This window comes from uncultured Roseobacter sp. (assembly GCF_947493125.1).
Classification (GTDB): domain Bacteria; phylum Pseudomonadota; class Alphaproteobacteria; order Rhodobacterales; family Rhodobacteraceae; genus Roseobacter.
On the sequence record NZ_CANLQB010000001.1, the window covers coordinates 428,496 to 446,535 of the forward strand.

Annotated in this window: 18 protein-coding genes; 8 read left to right on the forward strand and 10 right to left on the reverse strand. The window is 66.0% G+C overall.

Annotation, left to right across the window (positions count from 1 at the left end; all coding sequences use genetic code 11):
• Positions 1 to 100: 100 nt before the first annotated feature.
• From Q1A71_RS02165 to mazG, 3 genes are all read right to left on the reverse strand, one after another.
• Complete coding sequence (locus Q1A71_RS02165; RefSeq protein WP_299671234.1) at positions 101 to 550, reverse strand: GNAT family N-acetyltransferase; 450 nt, start codon at positions 548 to 550, stop codon at positions 101 to 103.
• Positions 547 to 1,488, reverse strand: coding sequence for a nucleoside hydrolase (locus tag Q1A71_RS02170; protein WP_299671237.1), 942 nt, complete (start codon positions 1,486 to 1,488; stop codon positions 547 to 549). The genes Q1A71_RS02165 and Q1A71_RS02170 overlap by 4 nt, the downstream gene beginning before the upstream one ends.
• An 84-nt stretch (positions 1,489 to 1,572) precedes the next feature.
• Entirely contained in the window at positions 1,573 to 2,391 is an 819-nt protein-coding gene (gene mazG, locus Q1A71_RS02175; RefSeq protein WP_299671239.1) for a nucleoside triphosphate pyrophosphohydrolase, read from the reverse strand.
• Between the two features lie 63 nt (positions 2,392 to 2,454).
• On the opposite strand from mazG, the gene Q1A71_RS02180 reads away from it, so the two are divergent.
• The 4 genes from Q1A71_RS02180 to Q1A71_RS02195 are packed head-to-tail and all read left to right on the forward strand — an operon-like array spanning position 2,455 to position 5,991.
• Entirely contained in the window at positions 2,455 to 3,621 is a 1,167-nt protein-coding gene (locus Q1A71_RS02180) for a M20 aminoacylase family protein (protein ID WP_299671242.1), read from the forward strand.
• A 3-nt stretch (positions 3,622 to 3,624) separates the two neighbouring features.
• A complete protein-coding gene (speB, locus tag Q1A71_RS02185) occupies positions 3,625 to 4,599 on the forward strand; it encodes an agmatinase (protein WP_299671244.1) in 975 nt (324 codons plus the stop codon).
• Positions 4,596 to 5,549, forward strand: a complete 954-nt coding sequence (speB, locus tag Q1A71_RS02190) for an agmatinase (protein ID WP_299671247.1) — start codon at positions 4,596 to 4,598, stop codon at positions 5,547 to 5,549. The genes speB (Q1A71_RS02185) and speB (Q1A71_RS02190) overlap by 4 nt, the downstream gene beginning before the upstream one ends.
• 46 nt (positions 5,550 to 5,595) lie before the next feature.
• The gene (locus Q1A71_RS02195; RefSeq protein WP_299671250.1) at positions 5,596 to 5,991 is read left to right on the forward strand and encodes a DUF1499 domain-containing protein; all 396 of its coding nucleotides are present in this window, start codon (positions 5,596 to 5,598) and stop codon (positions 5,989 to 5,991) included.
• Here the strand turns inward: Q1A71_RS02195 and Q1A71_RS02200 are convergent.
• Positions 5,935 to 6,222: a hypothetical protein gene (locus Q1A71_RS02200; protein WP_299671253.1), complete on the reverse strand. Its 288-nt coding sequence runs from the start codon at positions 6,220 to 6,222 to the stop codon at positions 5,935 to 5,937. The two genes, Q1A71_RS02195 and Q1A71_RS02200, sit on opposite strands and share 57 nt — an antisense overlap.
• Before the next feature lie 62 nt (positions 6,223 to 6,284).
• On the opposite strand from Q1A71_RS02200, the gene prfA reads away from it, so the two are divergent.
• The 3 genes from prfA (at position 6,285) to Q1A71_RS02215 (ending at position 8,952) form a co-directional block, all read left to right on the forward strand.
• Positions 6,285 to 7,355, forward strand: a complete 1,071-nt coding sequence (gene prfA, locus Q1A71_RS02205; protein ID WP_299671255.1) for a peptide chain release factor 1 — start codon at positions 6,285 to 6,287, stop codon at positions 7,353 to 7,355.
• 14 nt (positions 7,356 to 7,369) lie between these two features.
• A complete protein-coding gene (prmC, locus tag Q1A71_RS02210) occupies positions 7,370 to 8,185 on the forward strand; it encodes a peptide chain release factor N(5)-glutamine methyltransferase (RefSeq protein WP_299671949.1) in 816 nt (271 codons plus the stop codon).
• 224 nt (positions 8,186 to 8,409) lie between these two features.
• Positions 8,410 to 8,952 (forward strand): DUF4167 domain-containing protein, encoded by a 543-nt coding sequence (locus Q1A71_RS02215; RefSeq protein WP_299671259.1) that lies wholly within the window; start codon positions 8,410 to 8,412, stop codon positions 8,950 to 8,952.
• Positions 8,953 to 8,983: 31 nt separating this feature from the next.
• Here Q1A71_RS02215 and rsmA read toward each other — a convergent pair whose 3' ends face one another.
• From rsmA to lptF, 6 genes are read right to left on the reverse strand one after another with little or no spacing between them, the layout of a single operon-like run.
• A complete protein-coding gene (gene rsmA, locus Q1A71_RS02220; RefSeq protein ID WP_299671262.1) occupies positions 8,984 to 9,826 on the reverse strand; it encodes a 16S rRNA (adenine(1518)-N(6)/adenine(1519)-N(6))-dimethyltransferase RsmA in 843 nt (280 codons plus the stop codon).
• Positions 9,827 to 9,860: 34 nt separating this feature from the next.
• Positions 9,861 to 10,835, reverse strand: coding sequence for a 4-hydroxythreonine-4-phosphate dehydrogenase PdxA (pdxA, locus tag Q1A71_RS02225; RefSeq protein ID WP_299671264.1), 975 nt, complete (start codon positions 10,833 to 10,835; stop codon positions 9,861 to 9,863).
• Entirely contained in the window at positions 10,832 to 12,052 is a 1,221-nt protein-coding gene (locus Q1A71_RS02230) for a peptidylprolyl isomerase (protein ID WP_299671267.1), read from the reverse strand. Before Q1A71_RS02230 ends, pdxA begins: the two co-directional genes overlap by 4 nt.
• A 7-nt stretch (positions 12,053 to 12,059) precedes the next feature.
• The gene (gene lptD / locus Q1A71_RS02235) at positions 12,060 to 14,195 is read right to left on the reverse strand and encodes an LPS assembly protein LptD (protein ID WP_299671269.1); all 2,136 of its coding nucleotides are present in this window, start codon (positions 14,193 to 14,195) and stop codon (positions 12,060 to 12,062) included.
• 3 nt (positions 14,196 to 14,198) lie between these two features.
• Positions 14,199 to 15,296, reverse strand: coding sequence for an LPS export ABC transporter permease LptG (gene lptG / locus Q1A71_RS02240; protein ID WP_299671272.1), 1,098 nt, complete (start codon positions 15,294 to 15,296; stop codon positions 14,199 to 14,201).
• The gene (gene lptF, locus Q1A71_RS02245) at positions 15,293 to 16,429 is read right to left on the reverse strand and encodes an LPS export ABC transporter permease LptF (RefSeq protein ID WP_299671275.1); all 1,137 of its coding nucleotides are present in this window, start codon (positions 16,427 to 16,429) and stop codon (positions 15,293 to 15,295) included. Before lptF ends, lptG begins: the two co-directional genes overlap by 4 nt.
• Positions 16,430 to 16,566: 137 nt before the next feature.
• On the opposite strand from lptF, the gene Q1A71_RS02250 reads away from it, so the two are divergent.
• Complete coding sequence (locus Q1A71_RS02250) at positions 16,567 to 18,039, forward strand: leucyl aminopeptidase (RefSeq protein ID WP_299671278.1); 1,473 nt, start codon at positions 16,567 to 16,569, stop codon at positions 18,037 to 18,039.
• The last annotated feature ends 1 nt before the right edge of the window (position 18,040 follow it).

Genomic DNA, 18,040 nt, shown 5'->3' on the forward strand with positions numbered 1-18,040 from the left:
GGAGCACGCCGCGCCGAACGGGTGTCAAAACCGCTGTCTTCCGCCTTCGGCTCGCTCGCACCTTTGAACCGGTGGTGTGTCCGGTTGAGCGCGACAGGCTCTAGAACCGGCGGGTCATCAGCATGTAGTCGGGCCGGGGCGCGAACCCTGCGCGGGTGTAGAGCTTGTGCAAGCTCTCGTCGCCGCGGTTCACTTCGAGGTGCAGCGCCTTCAGACCGGCCCCGGCCAGCGCGCGGGGCAGGCTTTGCAGGGTCTCGGAGGCGATGCCGCGCCCGCGCACGCCGGGGCGGATGTAAATCTCGTCGATAAAGCCGTCGAGGCCGCCGAACTCCACCGACCAGCCGAAGGTCACAACCACATAGCCGATGGGCGCACGCGGCGGGCCGATCAGGTAGGCGGCGCCGTGGGGCGAGCCGTCGAGCAGCGGCATGAGACCGGCCCGGCGTGCCTCTTCGGAGAGGGCAATGCCGTGTTCGACATGAAAGGCCGCGACGAGCGCATCGAGCCGGTCGGCATGTTCCGGCTGTGCCAGGGTGAGGGCGGCGCTCATAGCCGGGCCAGCCGCTCGGTCAGAAGCGCAAAGAACCCGTCGGCGTCGATGTCCTGGATGAAGAGCGCATTGGCCGGGCGGTCGGTCACCCGCCACCAGTCGGCCACGGTCATGCCCATGGTCAGTTCCGATTGGGTTTCGATCTCCACATTGATGTGGCGGCCCGCGAAGAGATCGGGGTTCAGCACATAGGCGGTCACGCAGGGGTCATGCAGGGGCGCGCCCTCGGAGCTGTACTTTTCCTTGTCGAAGCGTTCGAAAAAGTCGGTCATCTCGGCCACGGCGATGCCGACGGCGTTGCCGATGTTGCGGAAGGCCGCGTTGCGCGGGGCGGTCACCAGCGCCTTATGCGTGACATCGAGCGACATCACGACAATAGGAATGCCAGATTTAAACACGATATCAGCTGCTTGCGGATCGACATAAATGTTGAATTCAGCTGTGGGCGTGATGTTGCCCACCTCGAAATAAGCGCCGCCCATGAGCACGATTTCCTGCACTGCGTCGGCAATCTCGGGCGCGCGCTGCAAGGCGGTTGCGATATTCGTGAGCGGGCCGAGCGGGCAGAGGGTGACGGATTTTGGCGCCGCGGCGCGCAGGGTTTCGATGATGTAGTCGACGGCGTGCTGGTCTTGCAGCGGCATCACCGGGTCGGGCAGCACCGGGCCGTTCAGCCCCGTCTCGCCATGCACGTGTTCGGCGGTGACCAGATCCCGGCCCATTGGGCGGTCACACCCGGCGTAGACCTTCACCTCGGGATGGCCTGCGAGCTCGCAGACGATGCGCGCGTTCTTGGACGTCAGCTCCAGCGGGACGTTGCCCGCGACGCAGGTGATGCCGAGCACCTCGATCTCGTCCGGACTGGCCAGCGCGAGGAGAATGGCGACCGCGTCGTCCTGACCGGGGTCGGTGTCGATGATGATCTTGCGGGGGGACATGAAAGCTCCGGAATTCTGAAGCGCGACCTTACAAGTCGCACAGAATTTGTCCAGATGGTCAGAAACCCGTGAGCGTGGGCCTGCTCAGGCGGAGGCGTGTTCCTCGGCCTTTATGGCGTCCCAGAGCGCGTCCATCTCCTCCAAGGTGCTGTCTGCAGGGGTTTTTCCCAGATCCGCCAGACGTGCCTCGACCTGTTCAAATCTCCGTGTGAACTTGGCGTTGGTGCGGCGCAGGGCGGCTTCGGGGTCGACGCCGAGGTGGCGCCCGAGGTTGGCCATGACGAAGAGCAGATCGCCGAATTCATCCTCGATGGCGTCGGGGCCGAGGGTGTCCTGCGCCTCGACCAGCTCGGCGGCCTCCTCGCGCAGCTTGTCGAGCACCTGGGTCGTCGAAGGCCAATCAAAGCCGACGCGGGCGGCGCGCTTTTGCAGTTTCACGGCGCGCAGGAGGGCAGGCAGACCGATGGCGACGCCGTCGAGCGCGCCTTTCTGGGCCTTTCCGGCACGTTCGGCGGCCTTGATCGCCTCCCAATCGGCGGTCTGCTGGTCGGCGGATTTCTCGCGGGACTCATCCCCGAACACATGCGGGTGGCGCGCGACCATCTTGTCGGAGATCGCCTGCACCACCGAGTGAAAGGTGAAATGCCCGGCCTCCTCGCCCATGGCGGTGTGGTAGACGGTTTGCAGCAGCAAATCGCCCAGCTCGTTCTCCAATTCCGCCCAATTGCCGCGCTGGATCGCGTCGGCAACCTCATAGGCTTCCTCGATGGTGTAGGGGGCGATGCTGTTGAAATCCTGTTCGATATCCCAGGGGCAGCCGGTGTCGGGGTCACGCAGGCGGCGCATGATTTCGAGCAATCGCTCTATTCCCGCATTCCGGTCGTGGATCAGGTCGTCCCCCATTGCAGCGTGCCTCTCTGTCGTGTCACATGCACCTGACAAACAATCACCCGAGGAGTCCACCCCATGCCCGTTGTAAACCGGATTGCCGATATGAGTGCGGATATGGCGGCGTGGCGGCAGCATCTGCACACCATCCCGGAGCTGGGGCTGGAGTGTCACAAGACGGCCGCTTTCGTGGCGGACCGGCTGCGCGAGTTCGGGGTCGACGAGCTGCACGATGGGATTGCCAAGACGGGCATTGTCGCGATCATCGAGGGGCGCGGCGAGGGGCCGACAATAGGCTTGCGCGCGGATATGGACGGGCTGCCGATCATCGAGGAGACGGGGGTGGCCTATGCCTCGACCCATGAGGGCCGAATGCATGCCTGTGGCCATGACGGGCATACGGCGATGCTGCTGGGGGCGGCGAAGTATCTGGCGGAGACGCGGAATTTTGCAGGCCGCGTGGCGCTGATCTTCCAACCGGCAGAGGAGTTCGGCGGGGGTGGTGAGGTCATGGTGCAGGAGGGCGTCATGGAGCGGTTCGATATCAGCCAAGTCTATGCGATCCACAACGCGCCGGGGAAGGTCTTTGGCAGTTTCAACACGCGCGCGGGCCCGATCATGGCGGCTGCGGATACATTCCACATTCGCATCACCGGGAAGGGCGGGCACGCGGCGCGGCCCCATGATACGGTGGACCCGGTGGTGGCGGCCTGTGCGCTGGTGCAGGCGCTGCAGACCATCGTGAGCCGCAACCGCAACCCGCTGGATCAGCTGGTGATCTCCGCGACGCAGATTCATACCGGCACGACGGACAATGTGATCCCGGAGACGGCCTATATCAACGGCACGATCCGCACGTTCAGCAAGGAGGTGCAGGCGCTTGTGGTGAAGCGGATGCAGGAGATCGTGGATGGCCATGCGCTGAGCTTTGGGGTGACTGCGGAGCTCAAGATCGACTACGGCTATCCGCCGACGGTGAACCATGCCGATCAGGCGGCCTTTGCAGCGGAAGTGGCCGACGAGGTGGCCGGAGAAGCTGGGGTGAACCCCGACATCGACCCGGTGATGGGCGCGGAGGATTTCTCCTACATGCTGGAGGCCCGGCCTGGGGCGTATCTGATGCTGGGGCAGGGGGACAGTGCGGGCGTGCATCATCCGAAGTATAATTTCAACGATGAGATTGCGCCGATTGGGGCGTCGTTTTTTGCGCGGCTGGTGGAGCGCGCGCAGCCGGTGAGCGCCTGACCCGTGGCACTGGAAGACGCCAAGACCCAGATGGATCATGCGTTTACGCGCGAGGACCCGCGCGGGCCGAGCTTCGAGCTGACCTTCGGGGGGGCGGTCTCGTTTCTGCGGCGGCGCTATACCAAGGACCTGGCGGGCGTCGATATCGCTGTGACCGGTGTGCCCTTCGATCAGGCGGTGACCAACCGCCCCGGCACCCGGCTGGGCCCCCGGGCGATCCGCGAAGCCTCGACGCTGCAGGCGCCCGATCCGCCCTATGGCTGGCCCTTCGACGTGTTGAGCGAGCGCGTGGTGGTGGATTACGGCGATCTGGCCTTCGACTATGCCAATATCCCGGCCTTCCCCGAGGCGCTGACCGCGCATATTCGCGGCATACTGGAGGCGGGGGCGGCGAGCATGGTGCTGGGCGGCGATCACTATATCAGCTTTCCGATCCTGAAGGCCTATGCGGAGCGGTTTGGGCCGATGAGCCTGCTGCAGTTCGATGCGCATACGGACACCTGGGCGGATGATGATTTCGCGCGCGTGGACCACGGCACGATGTTCTACAAGGCGGTGAAGTCCGGCATCGTGGACCCGGCGACTTCCGTTCAGGTGGGGATACGTACGACCAATGCGGAGACGCTGGGCGTGAACATCATCGACGCACCGGAGGTGCATGAGATCGGGCCCGCAGCGGTGGTCGAGAAGATCAAGGGCATCCTCGGGGATCGGCCCTGTTACCTGACCTTTGATATTGACGCGCTCGACCCGGCCTATGCGCCGGGCACGGGCACGCCGGTCTGGGGTGGGCTGACAAGCGCGCAGGCGGCGGCGATGCTGCGCGATCTGGCGGGGATCAACATTCGCGGCGGCGATGTGGTTGAGGTCTCGCCGCCCTTTGATACAACCGGAGCGACAGCTATCGCGGGGGCGCATGTGGCGACGGACATTCTGTGTCTGCTTGGCTGGCGGATGCGCGAAGAAGGCAAGGCATGAGCAGACAGAAGAACCAACCGATCAGCGGCAATGACCTCGCGCGGTTTTCCGGGCCGGGCAGCTTTATGCGCCTGCCTTTTGTGAATGACCTCAAGGGGTTGGACGTGGCGGTGCTGGGCATTCCGATGGACATTGGCACCTCGTGGCGGTCGGGCACGCGGTTCGGGCCGAAGGAGGTGCGCAGCCAGAGCGCGATGATCCGGCCGTACCACATGGGCACCGGGGCCGCGCCCTTCGACAGCCTGCAGGTGGCGGATATCGGCGATCTGGCGATCAACACGTTTTCGCTCGCCGACAGTCTGCGGATCATCCAGGAGAGCTATGAGGCGGTCCTGAACTACGATGCGATGCCGATGGCGATTGGCGGCGATCATGCGATCACGCTGCCGATCCTGCGGGCGATGCACAAACGGTTCGGGCCCGTGGCGCTGGTGCATGTGGATGCGCATGCGGATGTGAATGACGAGATGTTCGGCGAGAAGGAGACCCATGGCACGGTGTTCCGGCGCGCCTATGAAGAGGGTCTGATCGTCCCTGAGAAGACCTATCAGATCGGGCTGCGCGGCACCGGCTATACCGCGTCGGATTTCACCGAGGCGCAGGGCTGGGGCTTTCAGCAGTTCCCGGCGCAGGAGTTGTGGCACCGGAGCCTGTCCACGCTCGGCGGCGAGGTGCGGCGGGATATCGGCCCGGATCAGGCCACCTATGTGAGTTTCGACATCGACAGCCTGGACCCGGCCTTTGCGCCCGGCACCGGCACGCCGGAGATCGGCGGGCTGACCACGCCGCAGGCGATGGAACTCATCCGGGCGCTGAAGGGGCTCAATATCGTGGGCTGCGATCTGGTCGAGGTCTCGCCGCCTTATGATACGAGTGGCAACACCGCGCTGGTGGGGGCGAATATCCTCTTTGAGCTGTTGTGCGTCCTGCCGGGCGTTGCGTATCGGTGAGGGTATGAACGCCTCCGGCGGGAGTATTTTCGGAAGGGTGAAACGCATGGTGCTTTGGGCTCTGATCGGGGTGATCGTTGCGGCGATGGCCTATGTGCGGCTGGCGCCCATTGATCCGGCGCGCTGGCATCAGCCGGTGGAGCGGGGGGAGACCTCCGATCTGGCAGGCGGTGCGGTGCGGGTGATCCCGGCGGAGGAGGGGACCCTGCAGGCCGTGGATCAGGTGATGCGGGCCCTGCCGCGCACGCAGGTGCTGGCGGGATCGGTTACGGAGGGGCATATCACCTATGTGACGCGCTCGGCGGTCTTCGGATTTCCGGATATGACGACGGTGGAGCTGCGGGATGGCGAGATCCGGATGTTTGCGCGGCTGCGGTTCGGAGCGTCAGATCTGGGCGTCAACCGCAAACGACTGGAAGGCGTGATCGCCGCCGTCCAGTGACGACGACAGGCAGCCTTCTTGCACTTCGCGCCACATCGGGACATTCAGCGACATCTGACATTGGGCCATGAACATCCGCCCGTCCACTTGCAGGCAGATGGTCTGACCGAGTTCGATGCGGCCCCCGGATTTATCGGTACAGTAGCACTCGACCGTCTTGCCGCTGGGGCTGGTGACATCGGCGAGGCCGGGCAGGGCGGTGCAGATCAGAAGCAGGCTTAGTCGTTTCATCGCGATACTTTAGCATGGCTGCGGGCCTTGACCAAAGCCTTTCAATATTGGACAGACGCAGAATGATCCCTGTTCAGCAATTGCATCAAATTACAGCACGGTTCGAGTATCTGGAGGCCGCCATGGCGGCAGGCGATGCGTCGGCGGATATTGCGGCGCTGGCGAAGGAGTATTCCGACCTGCGGCCCGTGGTGGAACAGATCACGGCCTATCAGCGGCTGCTGAGCGATCTGGACGAGGCGCGGGAGATGCTGGCCGACCCGGATATGGCGGCGCTGGCCGAGGAGGAATTGCCGCGGCTGAAACAGGCGCTGCCCGAGGCGGAGGCGGCGCTGCAGCTGGCGCTGTTGCCGCGGGACAAGGCGGATGCGAAGCCGGCGATGCTGGAGATCCGGCCCGGGACGGGGGGCGATGAGGCGGCGCTCTTTGCCGGGGACCTGATGCGCATGTATCAGCGCTATGCCGAGGGCAAGGGGTGGACGTTTGACATCATCGAGCTGCAGGAGACCGAGCTGGGTGGGGTGAAGGAGATGGTGGCCCATATCAAGGGCCAGGACGTCTTTGCACGGCTGAAATTCGAAAGCGGGGTGCACCGGGTGCAGCGGGTGCCGAGCACCGAGAGCGGCGGGCGCATTCATACCTCGGCGGCGACGGTGGCGGTGCTGCCGGAAGCCGAGGATGTGGACATCCAGATTGACGCGAATGATCTGCGCATCGACACCATGCGCTCCTCCGGCGCGGGCGGGCAGCATGTGAACACCACCGACTCGGCGGTGCGGATCACCCATTTGCCGACGGGCCTCGTGGTGACGAGTTCGGAGAAATCGCAGCACCGCAACCGTGAGATCGCGATGCAGGTGTTGAAGGCGCGGCTCTATGATCTGGAGCGCAGCCGGGTGGACAGTGAACGCTCGGCGGATCGGGCAGCGCAGGTGGGCTCGGGCGACCGGTCCGAGCGCATACGGACCTATAACTTCCCGCAGGGGCGGATGACGGATCATCGGATCAACCTCACGCTCTACCGCCTCGATGCGGTGATGCAGGGGGATTTGGATGAGATCGTGGACGCGCTGACCGCCGATGCGCAGGCGCGGCTGATGGCGGAGATGGGCCAGGAAGGGCTGGGCACGTGACCGCCGCCGAAGCGATGGTGGCCGCCATGGCGCGGCTGCGCGCGGCGGGTGTGCCCGACCCGGCGCGGGATGCGCGGGTGCTGCTCGCCCATGCGGCCAAGGTGGACGCAGCGCGGGTGACGCTGATCGCGCCGGAAGACATCGCGCCGGAGATCGCGGAGCGCTATGACAATCTGGTTGCCTTGCGCGCCGTGCGGGTGCCGGTCTCCCAGCTGATCGGTGCGCGGGAGTTCTATGGCCGGTCCTTCGAGATCAGCCGCGATGTGCTCGACCCGCGCCCCGAAACCGAGGCGCTGGTCGAGGCGGCGCTGTCGGAGCCCTTTGACCAGGTTCTGGATCTCGGGACTGGCTCGGGGTGTATTCTGGTGACGCTGCTGGCCGAACGACCGCAGGCGCGGGGCGTTGGTGTGGATCTGTCGGAGGCCGCCTGCCTGCATGCAAGCGCCAATGCCGCGCGCCACGATGTGGCCGACCGCGCCCGCATCCTGCAATCGGACTGGTTCGAGGCCGTCGAGGGGCGCTATGACCTCATCGTGGCGAACCCCCCTTACCTCGCGGCGGAGGAAATGGGCGCGGTCCAGCCCGAGTTGCGGGACCATGAACCGCGCCTTGCCCTGACCGATGAGCAGGACGGTTTGTCGGCCTACCGCGTCATCGCGGCACAATCACAAGGGTACCTGAGCGCGGCGGGTCGCGTTCTGGTTGAGATCGGCTGGCAGCAGGGGCAGGACGTCACGGCGATCTTCCGCGCGCAAGGCTGGGCGGAGGTGGCGATTCTCCCCGATCTTGGCGGGCGTGACCGGGTGGTTTCCGCCGCGAAACCGGGGTGATATGGTCTGAAAACGCAGGAAAAAACCACAAATCTGTGTAAAAGTCACTCTTACCCCTTGCGACAAGGCGGGCCGCGTGCTTATTCAAAGATGTTGCAGCGGAGGATGCCTGTCCAAGGCGGCCCCGCGCGGCGTTAAGCCCAACATGTCGACACGCCGGATACCCCAACCTGACATCGCGTATCCGGCCATACGATCCACAGCACGAAGGCTGAGCGAGCTTCATGAAATCATCGAGATCCCGGTCCCGCTCCAAGGGCAACCGTAACCGGTCACAAGGCAATCAGGGTGGGAATGTCGTCAACCGCGTGTTCGACAGCTCCGGCCCCGAGGGCAAGGTGCGCGGGACCCCGCAGCAGATCATCGAGAAGTACAACCAGCTCGCCCGCGACGCGCAGCTGAGCAACGATCGGGTCGCGGCGGAAAACTTCCAGCAGCACGCGGAGCATTACACGCGCCTGCTCTCGGAGGCGCAGCGTGAGATCGAGGCGCGCCGGGAAGAGCAGGAGCGGCAGAACCGCGAACGCCAGGCCGAGCGGGATCGCGAGCGCGCCGAACGCCAGGAGCGCGAGGCCAATCAGGCGGTCGACAAGGGCGCGCAACCCCAGCCGGATGTGGGGGAGCAGGATGGCGAGAGCAACCTGGTCGAGACCCCGGAGAGCCAGCCCAAGCCCAAGCGCGCCCCGCGCCGCAAGCCGCGACCGAAACCGGAAAAATCGGAGGCCGACCAGCCGGGCGGTGACGACGCGCCGAAGGCGGCGGAATAGAGACCGGATGACCCCGCTGCGGCGGGGTTTTTCATGTCTGGGCCACAGCGCGGGCGAGCGCGCAGAACCCCTCCAGAGAAATCTGCTCGGCCCGGTCGGTGGGTTTCAGTCCGGCGGCGATCAGCCGGTCCTCGATATCGGGTGCGACGCCTTTCAGCGCGGCGCGAAGCATCTTGCGGCGCTGGTTGAAGGCGGCGGCAACGACGCGGCTCAGCACATCCGCCTCTGCGGGAAACCGGGGTTCGGGCAGGGCTGTGAGATGCACGACGCTGCTGGAGACTTTGGGCGGCGGGGTGAAGGCCTCGGGCGGCAGTTGCATCGCAATCCGCGCCTCGGCGCGCCATTGCGCCAGAATCGCGAGGCGGCCATAGGCCTTGCTGCCGGGCTGGGCCACGATCCGCTCGGCCACCTCACGCTGGAACATCAGTGTGAGGCTTTGCCAGAACGGCGGCCAGGCGGGCGGCGTGAGCCAGCGCACCAGCAGTTCGGTGCCCACGTTGTAGGGCAGGTTGGCCGCCACGCGGATGGGGGGCGTGAGATGCGCCGCCGGGTCGATCTCCAGCGCGTCACCCTCCAGCACGGTGAGGCGACCGGGGTAGGCGGCGGCGATCTCGGCCAGCGCAGGCCCGCAGCGCCGGTCCTTTTCGATGGCGAGCACGTGGCGCGCCCCTTCGGCCAGCAGCCCGCGTGTGAGCCCGCCCGGGCCCGGGCCGATTTCCAGCACGTCACATGCGGTCAGATCGCCGGCAGCGCGCGCGATCTTGGCGGTGAGGTTGAGATCGAGCAGGAAGTTCTGCCCCAGCGATTTGCGCGCCTGCAGATCATGGGTGCGGATGACCTCGCGCAGGGGGGGGAGGCTGTCGATGGTACCCATCTTCAGTGTTCCCCGAATATGCCCGCCGGAGGCGTCACCGGCTGGCCATCCGTGCCGCGAGCTTGATCGCCTCGATCATGCTGGTGGGGTTCGCCGTGCCGGTGCCTGCGATGTCGAAGGCGGTGCCGTGATCGGGGGAGGTGCGGATGAACGGCAGGCCAAGGGTCACATTGACGCCGCGGTCGAAGTCGAGCGTCTTGATCGGGATCAGGGCCTGATCGTGATACATGGCCACCGCCGCGTCATAGCGGCGCCGGGCGGCGGCGTGAAACATGGTGTCCGCCGGCAGCGGGCCCGTCACGGCGACCCCCTCGCGGCGCATCTCTGTGAGCAGTTCTGTGATCCAGTCCCGCTCCTCCCGGCCCATGGTGCCGCCTTCGCCCGCATGCGGGTTGAGCCCGGCGACGGCGATGCGCGGTGCGGGGATGCCGAAGCGATCCGTCAGGTCGCGGGCGGTGATCTCGATGGTCTCACGCAGCAGCGCCGGCGTGAGTGTTGCCGGCACCTCCTTGAGCGCAATGTGGATGGTGGCGGGCACCACGCGCAACTGGTCGGAGGCGAGCATCATCACGGCGCGCCGCCCGCCGCCTGCGAGGGCCGCGAGGTATTCGGTATGGCCGGGGTAGGCAAAGCCCGCGCCCTCGATCAGCGCCTGCTTGTGAAGGGGCGCGGTGCAGAGCGCGCTGGCCGCGCCGGTCTCAACGAGATCAACGCAGGCGGCGATCACGTCGATCACCCCCTGCGCATGGGCGGGGTTTGGCGTGCCGGGCGTTGCGGGGCCGGGAAAGGCGTGGGCCAGCACCGGCAGCGCGCGGGCGGACCAGGCGTGCGCGGCGTCGGGGTGGTCGATGACCTCATGCGGCGTGCCGTCCGGCAGGTGCCGCGGATCGCCCATCCAGACCATGGGCACGGTCTCTTTCAAGTGGGCCCAGGCGCGGGCGGCGATCTCAGGGCCGATCCCTGCCGGTTCGCCGCAGCTGATGACGACCGGCGCGGGCCGGGCGCTCATGGCGTGACGATACGGGCGTCGGCACGCAGCTGGTCGAGCAGGCTGTCCGCATAGGCGTTGATCCGGGCGGAGCGCAGGGAGTTGGCCACGTCCACGCGCGCCACATCCTGATTTACCTCGGCGGTGCGCCCGCAGAGCATCAGAAACACCAGGGTTTCGCCGTTGGCGCGGGTGAGCGCGGTGGAGACTTCGCCCGGATCGAGCTTGCTGAGCTCAAGGGCGATGTCCTGCGGGATGTCGCCGGGGGCCTTGCTGCCGCGCTCCAGCACCTCTTCGGGCTGGCCCTGGGCGATGCCGTAGAGATCATCGCAGACATCGACTTCGGCGCGCACCCGCGCCGCTGCGGCAAGGCCAGCCGGCGAGCGTCCGCCGGGGATGTAGTAGGCGGCGTATTCGATGGCGGCGAAGCTCCGTGTGGGCGCGCCGGTCTCCTGAATATCGCGCAGCTGGAACAGCGCGATGGCGTTCGGGATCGGCAGCGGATCGGTCACCTCGCCCGGCGCCAGCGACAGCAGGATCGGACGCAGCACAGGCGGCAGGTTGGTCAGCTCCTGCCAGGGCAGACGGCCTCCGGCCTCGCGCGTGGCCGTGGCGGAGTATTCACGGGCGTAGTTGGAAAATTCCTCGGTGGACTGGCTGGTGGCGATCTCCTGCGCAAGCTCCTCGACCGCCGCCCGCCGTTCGGGCGGGGCGGGGATGATGATTTCGGAGACCAGGACGCGGATGCCGGTGGTGCCGCCGGTCGACCCCAAAGCGCGGTCGATCTCCGCCTCGCTGACCTGGACCCGTGCGCCAAAACGTGCCCGGATCAGGTCGCGCCAGGCGACGCCCACCTCGACGAAGTCGCGGAAGGTTTCTTCGGCCACGCCCCCTTCGGAGAGCCGCGATATGAATTCCTCCGCGCTGAGATTGGCCCGGCCAGCGAATTCCTCCATGCCCTGCTGCAGGCCTTCGGGGCTGAGTTCGAAGCCGGACGCGGCGACGGCCTGGGACTGAAGCCGCTCGTTCACCAGCGTTTCGATGACATCGGCGCGACCGGACCCGGGGGAGTTCAGCAGCCGCAGGAAGGCGGTGCGTTGCTCGATCTCGTATTCTGTGACCACGTCGTCGTTGACGAAGACCACCGGGTCGAACAGCCCCTGCGCCAGGGCCGGTGCCGCGAAGGCCAGCCCTGCGGCCAGGGCGAGGATGGTTTTCAGTCTGCTCACTGCTGTCATCTTTGATCTACCCGCATGTTCTTGTGTAGGTCTCGGTACCCTTGCGGGCCGAGAAGCCCCGCAGTCCGATGGTTAAGCCCAAAGTGGTTGAGGGTTCAAGGCTTGAGGAGGTGGAGTAGCGCCGGTCGATGGAGAAGCCGACCGAGACGCATTCATTCTGATAGGTGACGCCGACGCCGGCGGTCGATGCGCGGCTGATGGAGATGTCATAGCGCCAGTCGGCGTTGGCGGTCCAGTGTTTGTCGACGCGGTAGGAGCCGTCGACGGCGATTTCGGCGATGCTCTGGTCGCGGTCTTCTCCCGGGTCGCTTTGCAGCCACAGGTAGCTGCCGCCGAGGGTGGTGCGCTGCCCGAAGTAATCTCCGCGGATCTCGGCTTTGGCGAAATCGAAATCCTCGTCAAACAGCGTGCGGGCGGTGAGCGTGAGCCCGTTCTGCCCGCTGATCTGCCCTGCGACCAGATAGTCGGAGGCGGTGCCGCCCAGTCCGGAGGTTTCGGTGAAGGCGGGGTCGGCATCCTGCCGCAGCACCTGGCCCAGCGTGAGCGAGGTGTCAAAACCGTCCGGGTCGAACCTGGCCCAGTTGACGCCGAGCGCGATGGTGCGCCCACGCTCGCGCCTGTCGGGCTCGGGAAAGCGCGAGAGCGAGGTGAGGTTGCCGCCATCGAATTCGACGCGGGTGCTCTCTTCGTTGGGCACGTCGATCTGGTCGCCGCCGACCCATCCGACCTGGAAAATCGGTTCGAGAAACTGGGTCACTCCGCCCGCACCGCTGCGCACCATCGGGTAGCGCAGGGCGACAGCGCCGCGCGGGCTGATCTGGGACTGGGTCTGCGGGACCGAACTGTCCTGCGTCACGTTGAAGAGATCCGTGGTCAGCCCGAGCGTCACATCGGCCCGGAGCCCGGCGCCGAGCGTCCAGCTGCGCAGCCAGTCCGCCTCGGCGCTGGCGCGCGAAACGTCGCGGCCCAGGATATCGTCATCGGAATAACGGTAGTGGCTGTGCGCATTCAGCGCCAGCCGCAATTCACCGCCGAGGCGTTGGGGGAAATAGCGCGCTTCATAGATGCCGTCGGCCACCAGCGTGGGCAATTCCGCGTTCACATCTTCCTCGCGCAGGGACTTGAAGGCGATGAGCCCGCCGGAGATGTATTCATCGCGCCGCGCCCGGCTGATGGTGATGGCGCTGTCGAGCCGGTCCTTCCCGGAATAGTCGTATTGCGTGAGGTAGGAGTCGTCTGTTGTGACCTCGATGTCGAAGGTCAGCTTGAAGTCATTCTCCAGATCGAAACTGCCGTCGGCAAAGACGTAGCCGCGGGTGTCGCCGGGGCGCTCGTCGTCGCGGGAGATGGCGCCGTTGAATTCGATGCGACCCGTGCGGAAGGCCTGCCGGTAGCGCAGCTCCAGCGTGCGGGTGCCCGGCGCGATGTAGGGCGTCACCGTGAGGTCGCGGTCGGGCGCGATATTGATGAAATAGGGGATCTTGATCCCGAAGCCGAATTCCGTGTTCTGCCGGAAGCTTGGAAAGAGAAAGCCGGTGGCACGGTCCACGGTCGGGTCCGGCAGTCGCAATTGCGGAATGTAGAAGACCGGAATGTTGCGGATCAGGAACTGTGCGCCGTCGAAGTAAAGCTGGCGCTCCTCTTTGTCGTGCACGACCCGCCTGGCCCGGATCTGCCAAAGCGGCGGGCTGCCGTCCTCGCAGATCTGGCAGGAGGTGACGGCGGTCTTGTAGAGCTGGCTGTAGCGGCCGTTGACCCGCTGGATCTGTACCGCGGCAAGCTGCAGCTGCTGGTTCAGCACCATGCGCGCGCCGCGCAGCAGGCCGGTGCGCAGCGTGCCGTCGAGCTCGGCCGCGGAGGCCAGCACGGTGATCCCCTCACCGTCTTCCATGGTGATCGGGCCCGTGATCGTGAGCGCGCCGGTGCTGCGGTCATAGCGGATCTCGGAGGCGGTGATCCGCGTGGTGCCCTGGAAGGCCTCCACATTGCCGCGGGCGATCAGCTCTCGATCATTGGCGATGAAGAGCTCATCGGCAATCAGCACCGCCGGGGCGGAGGCGTCATCCTGTGCGGCGGTCAGGGCGGGGGTGAGCAGGCCCAGGGGCCAGATCAGAAACAGGAGGGCGCGCAGCAGGGGTCTCACGTGTCAGCCGTCCTCGGCATGCAGCAGCAGGCCCAGGGCCAGCAGCACCGCGGCGACCGGAGGGGCCCAGGCCGCAAGGTAGATGGGGATCTGGCCGTTTTCACCCAGGATCTGCGCAAAGCTACGAATGAAATACAATCCAAACCCCAAAAGCACCGCCGCGAGCACCGATATCCCGGTGCCCCCGAAGCGGGTATGCCGCATGGTGAAGGCGCTCGCAACAAGAACCATGGACATCAGGAACAGCGGGCGGGCAAGTTCCGATTGGAACCAGACGCGGTGCTGGCGCGAGGAAAACCCGGCCTGATCGAGTTGCGCGATGAATTCGGGAAGGCTCCAGATCGAGATCGCGCTGGGCCGTCCGAAACTGTCGCGAATGCGGTCGAGGGTGAGCGTCGTGGGGATGGTGTATTCGGTGTGATACTCCGCGTTGGCCTCGGCGTTGGTGCCGGCCTGCAGCGGCCAGAGCTTGACGTTGCTCAGCACCCATCCGCCTGCCTCGAGCGTGGCACTTTCGGCAGCGATCCGCTGTACGGGGCCGCCACCGGGCGCGTAGGAGAGGAAGGTCACATCGTAGAGCGTCGAGGCGTCGGCGTTCGACCGCCAGGCGCGGATCACCGTCTGCCCATCGGCGCCGCCCTGGCGCAGCCAGAGCCCTTCGCCGGAGATCGACAGGGTAGAGGCGCCGCCCGTGCGGTAGCTTTCGGAGAGCTCGCTGTAGCGTTTGGAGGTGCCGGCCACGATGGGGTTGAGCATGGTGACCGCAAGCCCTCCGATGATCAGTGCGACGACCACGGGCGCGATCAGGGCGCGCAGGGCCGAGCGGCCCGCGGCGCGTGTTGCCACCAGTTCGGAGGAGCGGGCGAGCCCCACGAACAGCACGATCGTAGCCAGGATCATGATCAGCGGCAGGATCTCGTTCACCGTCTCGGGCGCCTTGAGCAGGGTCAGCCCCACGATGCGCCCGAAGCTGACATCGAGATCGCTGAAATCGCCCGCCTGATCCACCAGGTCGATGAGCGCGACGAGTGAGAACAGCACGAGGGTCAGAACGAGGAAGCTCGTCAGAAAGCGCCGGGCGAAGTAGACATGCAGGATCATGCCGTGGCCTCCCCGGCGGGCTGTGTGCGGCGGCGGCGCCTGCGGGGGCGGGCGACGTACCACAGCATGCCGACAGAGAGCAGCGCGCCGATCACGGTTGGCAGGTAGAGCAGCGGCCACAGGCGCGCGTCGCCCCGCACCGGATTTTGAAATGTGGACCCCAGGCCGTCGATCATCAGCAAGAGCCCGAAGGCCACGACGACCTCGCGCCAGACGCCGAAGCGCGAATAACCGCCCACCAGCAGGGTGGTGAAGCCGATCATCGCCGCCACCACGCAGAACAGCGGCTCGGCGAAGCGGGTGTGGAACTCCTCGGCGATGTCACCGATCCGCTGGCGGGCCTCTTTGGCGAGGGGGTCCCAGGGGGTCATGAGGCGCCATGTCGTGATGTTCTGCGCCCGCTGCACCTGGGAGGCATCGTTGCGGACCAGCGCGCTGATGTCGAAGGAGAAGTCCCGGAACTTGGCGGTTGAGAGGCGGTTGGTCTCGGTGCTGAGCCGCTGCGCCATCCCGTCCAGCATGATCAGCGTCGTGATGTTCTGATTGCGCAGCAGGTAGGCTTCGGCGGCGTTGTAGATCACGCCCTCTTCGGGCTTGCGCCGGTCCGACAGGAAGACGTCGCGGAGCACGCCGTCCTCGGTGATTTCGCGCGCATAAAAGGTCACCGCCTGGGAGGGATGCAGGAAGGTGCCTTCGGTCAGCAGCCGCGAGGTGGCGTTCTGCGAGATCTCGGTCTCGCGCTCGTTGAGTTGCTGCAAGGCGAGGGGCAGCAGGATGTGGTGCAGCATCGAGGCCATCAGGAAGACGATCATGCCGAAGACCAGGACGGGCCGGGCCAGCCGGTATGGGCCGGAGCCCGTCGCCTGCATCACCGTGAGCTCGCTTTCGTTGTTCATGCGGTTGGTGACATAGACCGCGGCGGCAAAGGCGGAGATCGGCAGGATCGTGGTCACCAGCTTGGGCAGGCCAAGCGCGGTGAACTCCAGAAACACCAGGGCCGACTGGCCGTCGCCGATCAGCCGGTCGAAGAGCACGACGGCCTGGTTGATCCAGAAGACGGCGACGAGGACGAGGGAGAAAAACCCAAACAGCACCAGCAGTTGCGACAGCATATATCTGTCGATCTTGCGCACCGGGTCCCCCTTCGGTTTTTGCCTGCTTTGTTATGAGCGACGATAGACCAAACTGCGGGGCTGTAAAACTGCTATCTGGTCTTTGGGCAAGGAGCGCGCTAGGTCGGGGGGACACCCCATTTGGAAAGGCTCTTCTCATGACCACGCCCACTGCCGTCACCTTCAGCGAAACCGATATCGACCGTCTGGGGGATCACGCGGGGCGGATCGGCCTGATCGTCGACGCTGCGGGGCGTCTCGATGTGGCGGGGCGCCGGGTCAACCGGCTTTGCAAGGGGGCGCTGAAGCGGGCGCTGGAGGCGCGGGTCGAGGCCGGGTTCAAGGAGGGCGACAGCCTGACCCTGGCCTATCCGGCGGGGATGGCGGCGGAGGCGGTCGATGTGATCTGCCTCGCGCGCAATGCCGCGGAGATCCCTGCGCGCCATGCGGGCGCTCTGCTTGGACAGAAGCGCGGCAAGGCGGATCTGTTGCTTGTCGCCGGTGCGCTGCGCCGGGCGGCCTGGGTTGTGCAGGGTGCTGTGCTGCGCGACTATTCCTTCCGGGATCACAAGACCTCCGGCGAGGTGCCGGAGGGGGCCATCGAGGTCATGGCGAACGATCCCGCGGCGGTCGAGGAGGCGGTCGCGCCCTTGCTGGCGGTGGCTGACGGAACATTCATGGCCCGCGATCTGGTCAATGAACCGGCGAATATCCTGACCACCACCACGTTCGCCGACCGGCTTACGGAGATGACCGCGCTGGGGCTGAAGGTCGAGGTGCTGGAAGAGGACAAGCTGGAAGAGTTGGGGCTGCGTACACTGCTGGCGGTCGGGCAGGGCTCTGCGAGCCCGTCCAAGGTGGTTGTCATGCAGTGGGACGGCGGTGCGGACGACGCGGCACCGCTGGCGCTTGTCGGCAAGGGGGTGGTTTTCGACACCGGCGGGATCAGTCTGAAGCCGGCGGCGGGCATGGAAGACATGACCATGGATATGGGCGGTGCGGGCACCGTGGCCGGCGTGATGCGGGCACTGGCGCTGCGCAAGGCCAAGGCCAATGTGGTGGGCCTCGTCGGGCTGGTGGAGAACATGCCCTCGGGCACCGCGATCCGGCCCGGCGATGTGGTGAAATCCATGAAGGGCGACACGGTCGAGATCCTCAACACCGATGCGGAGGGGCGTCTCGTGCTCTGCGACGTGATGTGGTATGCGCAGGAGCGGTTCGAGCCCGCCGGTGTGATTGATCTCGCGACGCTGACCGGGGCCATCATTATCGGGCTCGGGCATGAGAACGCAGGTGTCTTTTCCAATGACGACACGCTCTGCAACGCCTTCCTGAAGGCGGCGGACGCCGAGGCGGAGGGCGCCTGGCGCATGCCGCTGGGGCAGGCCTATGACGACATGCTGAAATCGCCCATCGCGGATATGAAGAACATCGGCGGGCGGCCCGGCGGCTCGATCACCGCCGCCCAGTTCCTGCAGCGATTCATCAAGGAGGACATGCCCTGGATCCATCTGGACATCGCCGGGGTGGCCTCGCTCAAGTCCCCCAGCAAGCTGGCGCCCAAGGGGGCCACGGGCTGGGGCGTGCGCGCGCTGGACCGGCTGGTCGCGGATATGTTTGAAAAAGGCTGAG

What these genes read in the sequence shown, in the direction of transcription:
- Q1A71_RS02200 (WP_299671253.1), bottom strand. Translation starts at nt 6,222, where the DNA reads ATGAAACGACTAAGCCTGCTTCTGATCTGCACCGCCCTGCCCGGCCTC.
- Q1A71_RS02165 (WP_299671234.1), bottom strand. Translation starts at nt 550, where the DNA reads ATGAGCGCCGCCCTCACCCTGGCACAGCCGGAACATGCCGACCGGCTC.
- rsmA (WP_299671262.1), bottom strand. Translation starts at nt 9,826, where the DNA reads ATGGGTACCATCGACAGCCTCCCCCCCCTGCGCGAGGTCATCCGCACC.
- Q1A71_RS02195 (WP_299671250.1), top strand. Translation starts at nt 5,596, where the DNA reads ATGGTGCTTTGGGCTCTGATCGGGGTGATCGTTGCGGCGATGGCCTAT.
- Q1A71_RS02180 (WP_299671242.1), top strand. Translation starts at nt 2,455, where the DNA reads ATGCCCGTTGTAAACCGGATTGCCGATATGAGTGCGGATATGGCGGCG.
- lptG (WP_299671272.1), bottom strand. Translation starts at nt 15,296, where the DNA reads ATGATCCTGCATGTCTACTTCGCCCGGCGCTTTCTGACGAGCTTCCTC.
- Q1A71_RS02170 (WP_299671237.1), bottom strand. Translation starts at nt 1,488, where the DNA reads ATGTCCCCCCGCAAGATCATCATCGACACCGACCCCGGTCAGGACGAC.
- Q1A71_RS02230 (WP_299671267.1), bottom strand. Translation starts at nt 12,052, where the DNA reads ATGACAGCAGTGAGCAGACTGAAAACCATCCTCGCCCTGGCCGCAGGG.
- prmC (WP_299671949.1), top strand. Translation starts at nt 7,370, where the DNA reads ATGGTGGCCGCCATGGCGCGGCTGCGCGCGGCGGGTGTGCCCGACCCG.
- pdxA (WP_299671264.1), bottom strand. Translation starts at nt 10,835, where the DNA reads ATGAGCGCCCGGCCCGCGCCGGTCGTCATCAGCTGCGGCGAACCGGCA.
- mazG (WP_299671239.1), bottom strand. Translation starts at nt 2,391, where the DNA reads ATGGGGGACGACCTGATCCACGACCGGAATGCGGGAATAGAGCGATTG.
- Q1A71_RS02250 (WP_299671278.1), top strand. Translation starts at nt 16,567, where the DNA reads ATGACCACGCCCACTGCCGTCACCTTCAGCGAAACCGATATCGACCGT.
- speB (WP_299671247.1), top strand. Translation starts at nt 4,596, where the DNA reads ATGAGCAGACAGAAGAACCAACCGATCAGCGGCAATGACCTCGCGCGG.
- Q1A71_RS02215 (WP_299671259.1), top strand. Translation starts at nt 8,410, where the DNA reads ATGAAATCATCGAGATCCCGGTCCCGCTCCAAGGGCAACCGTAACCGG.
- prfA (WP_299671255.1), top strand. Translation starts at nt 6,285, where the DNA reads ATGATCCCTGTTCAGCAATTGCATCAAATTACAGCACGGTTCGAGTAT.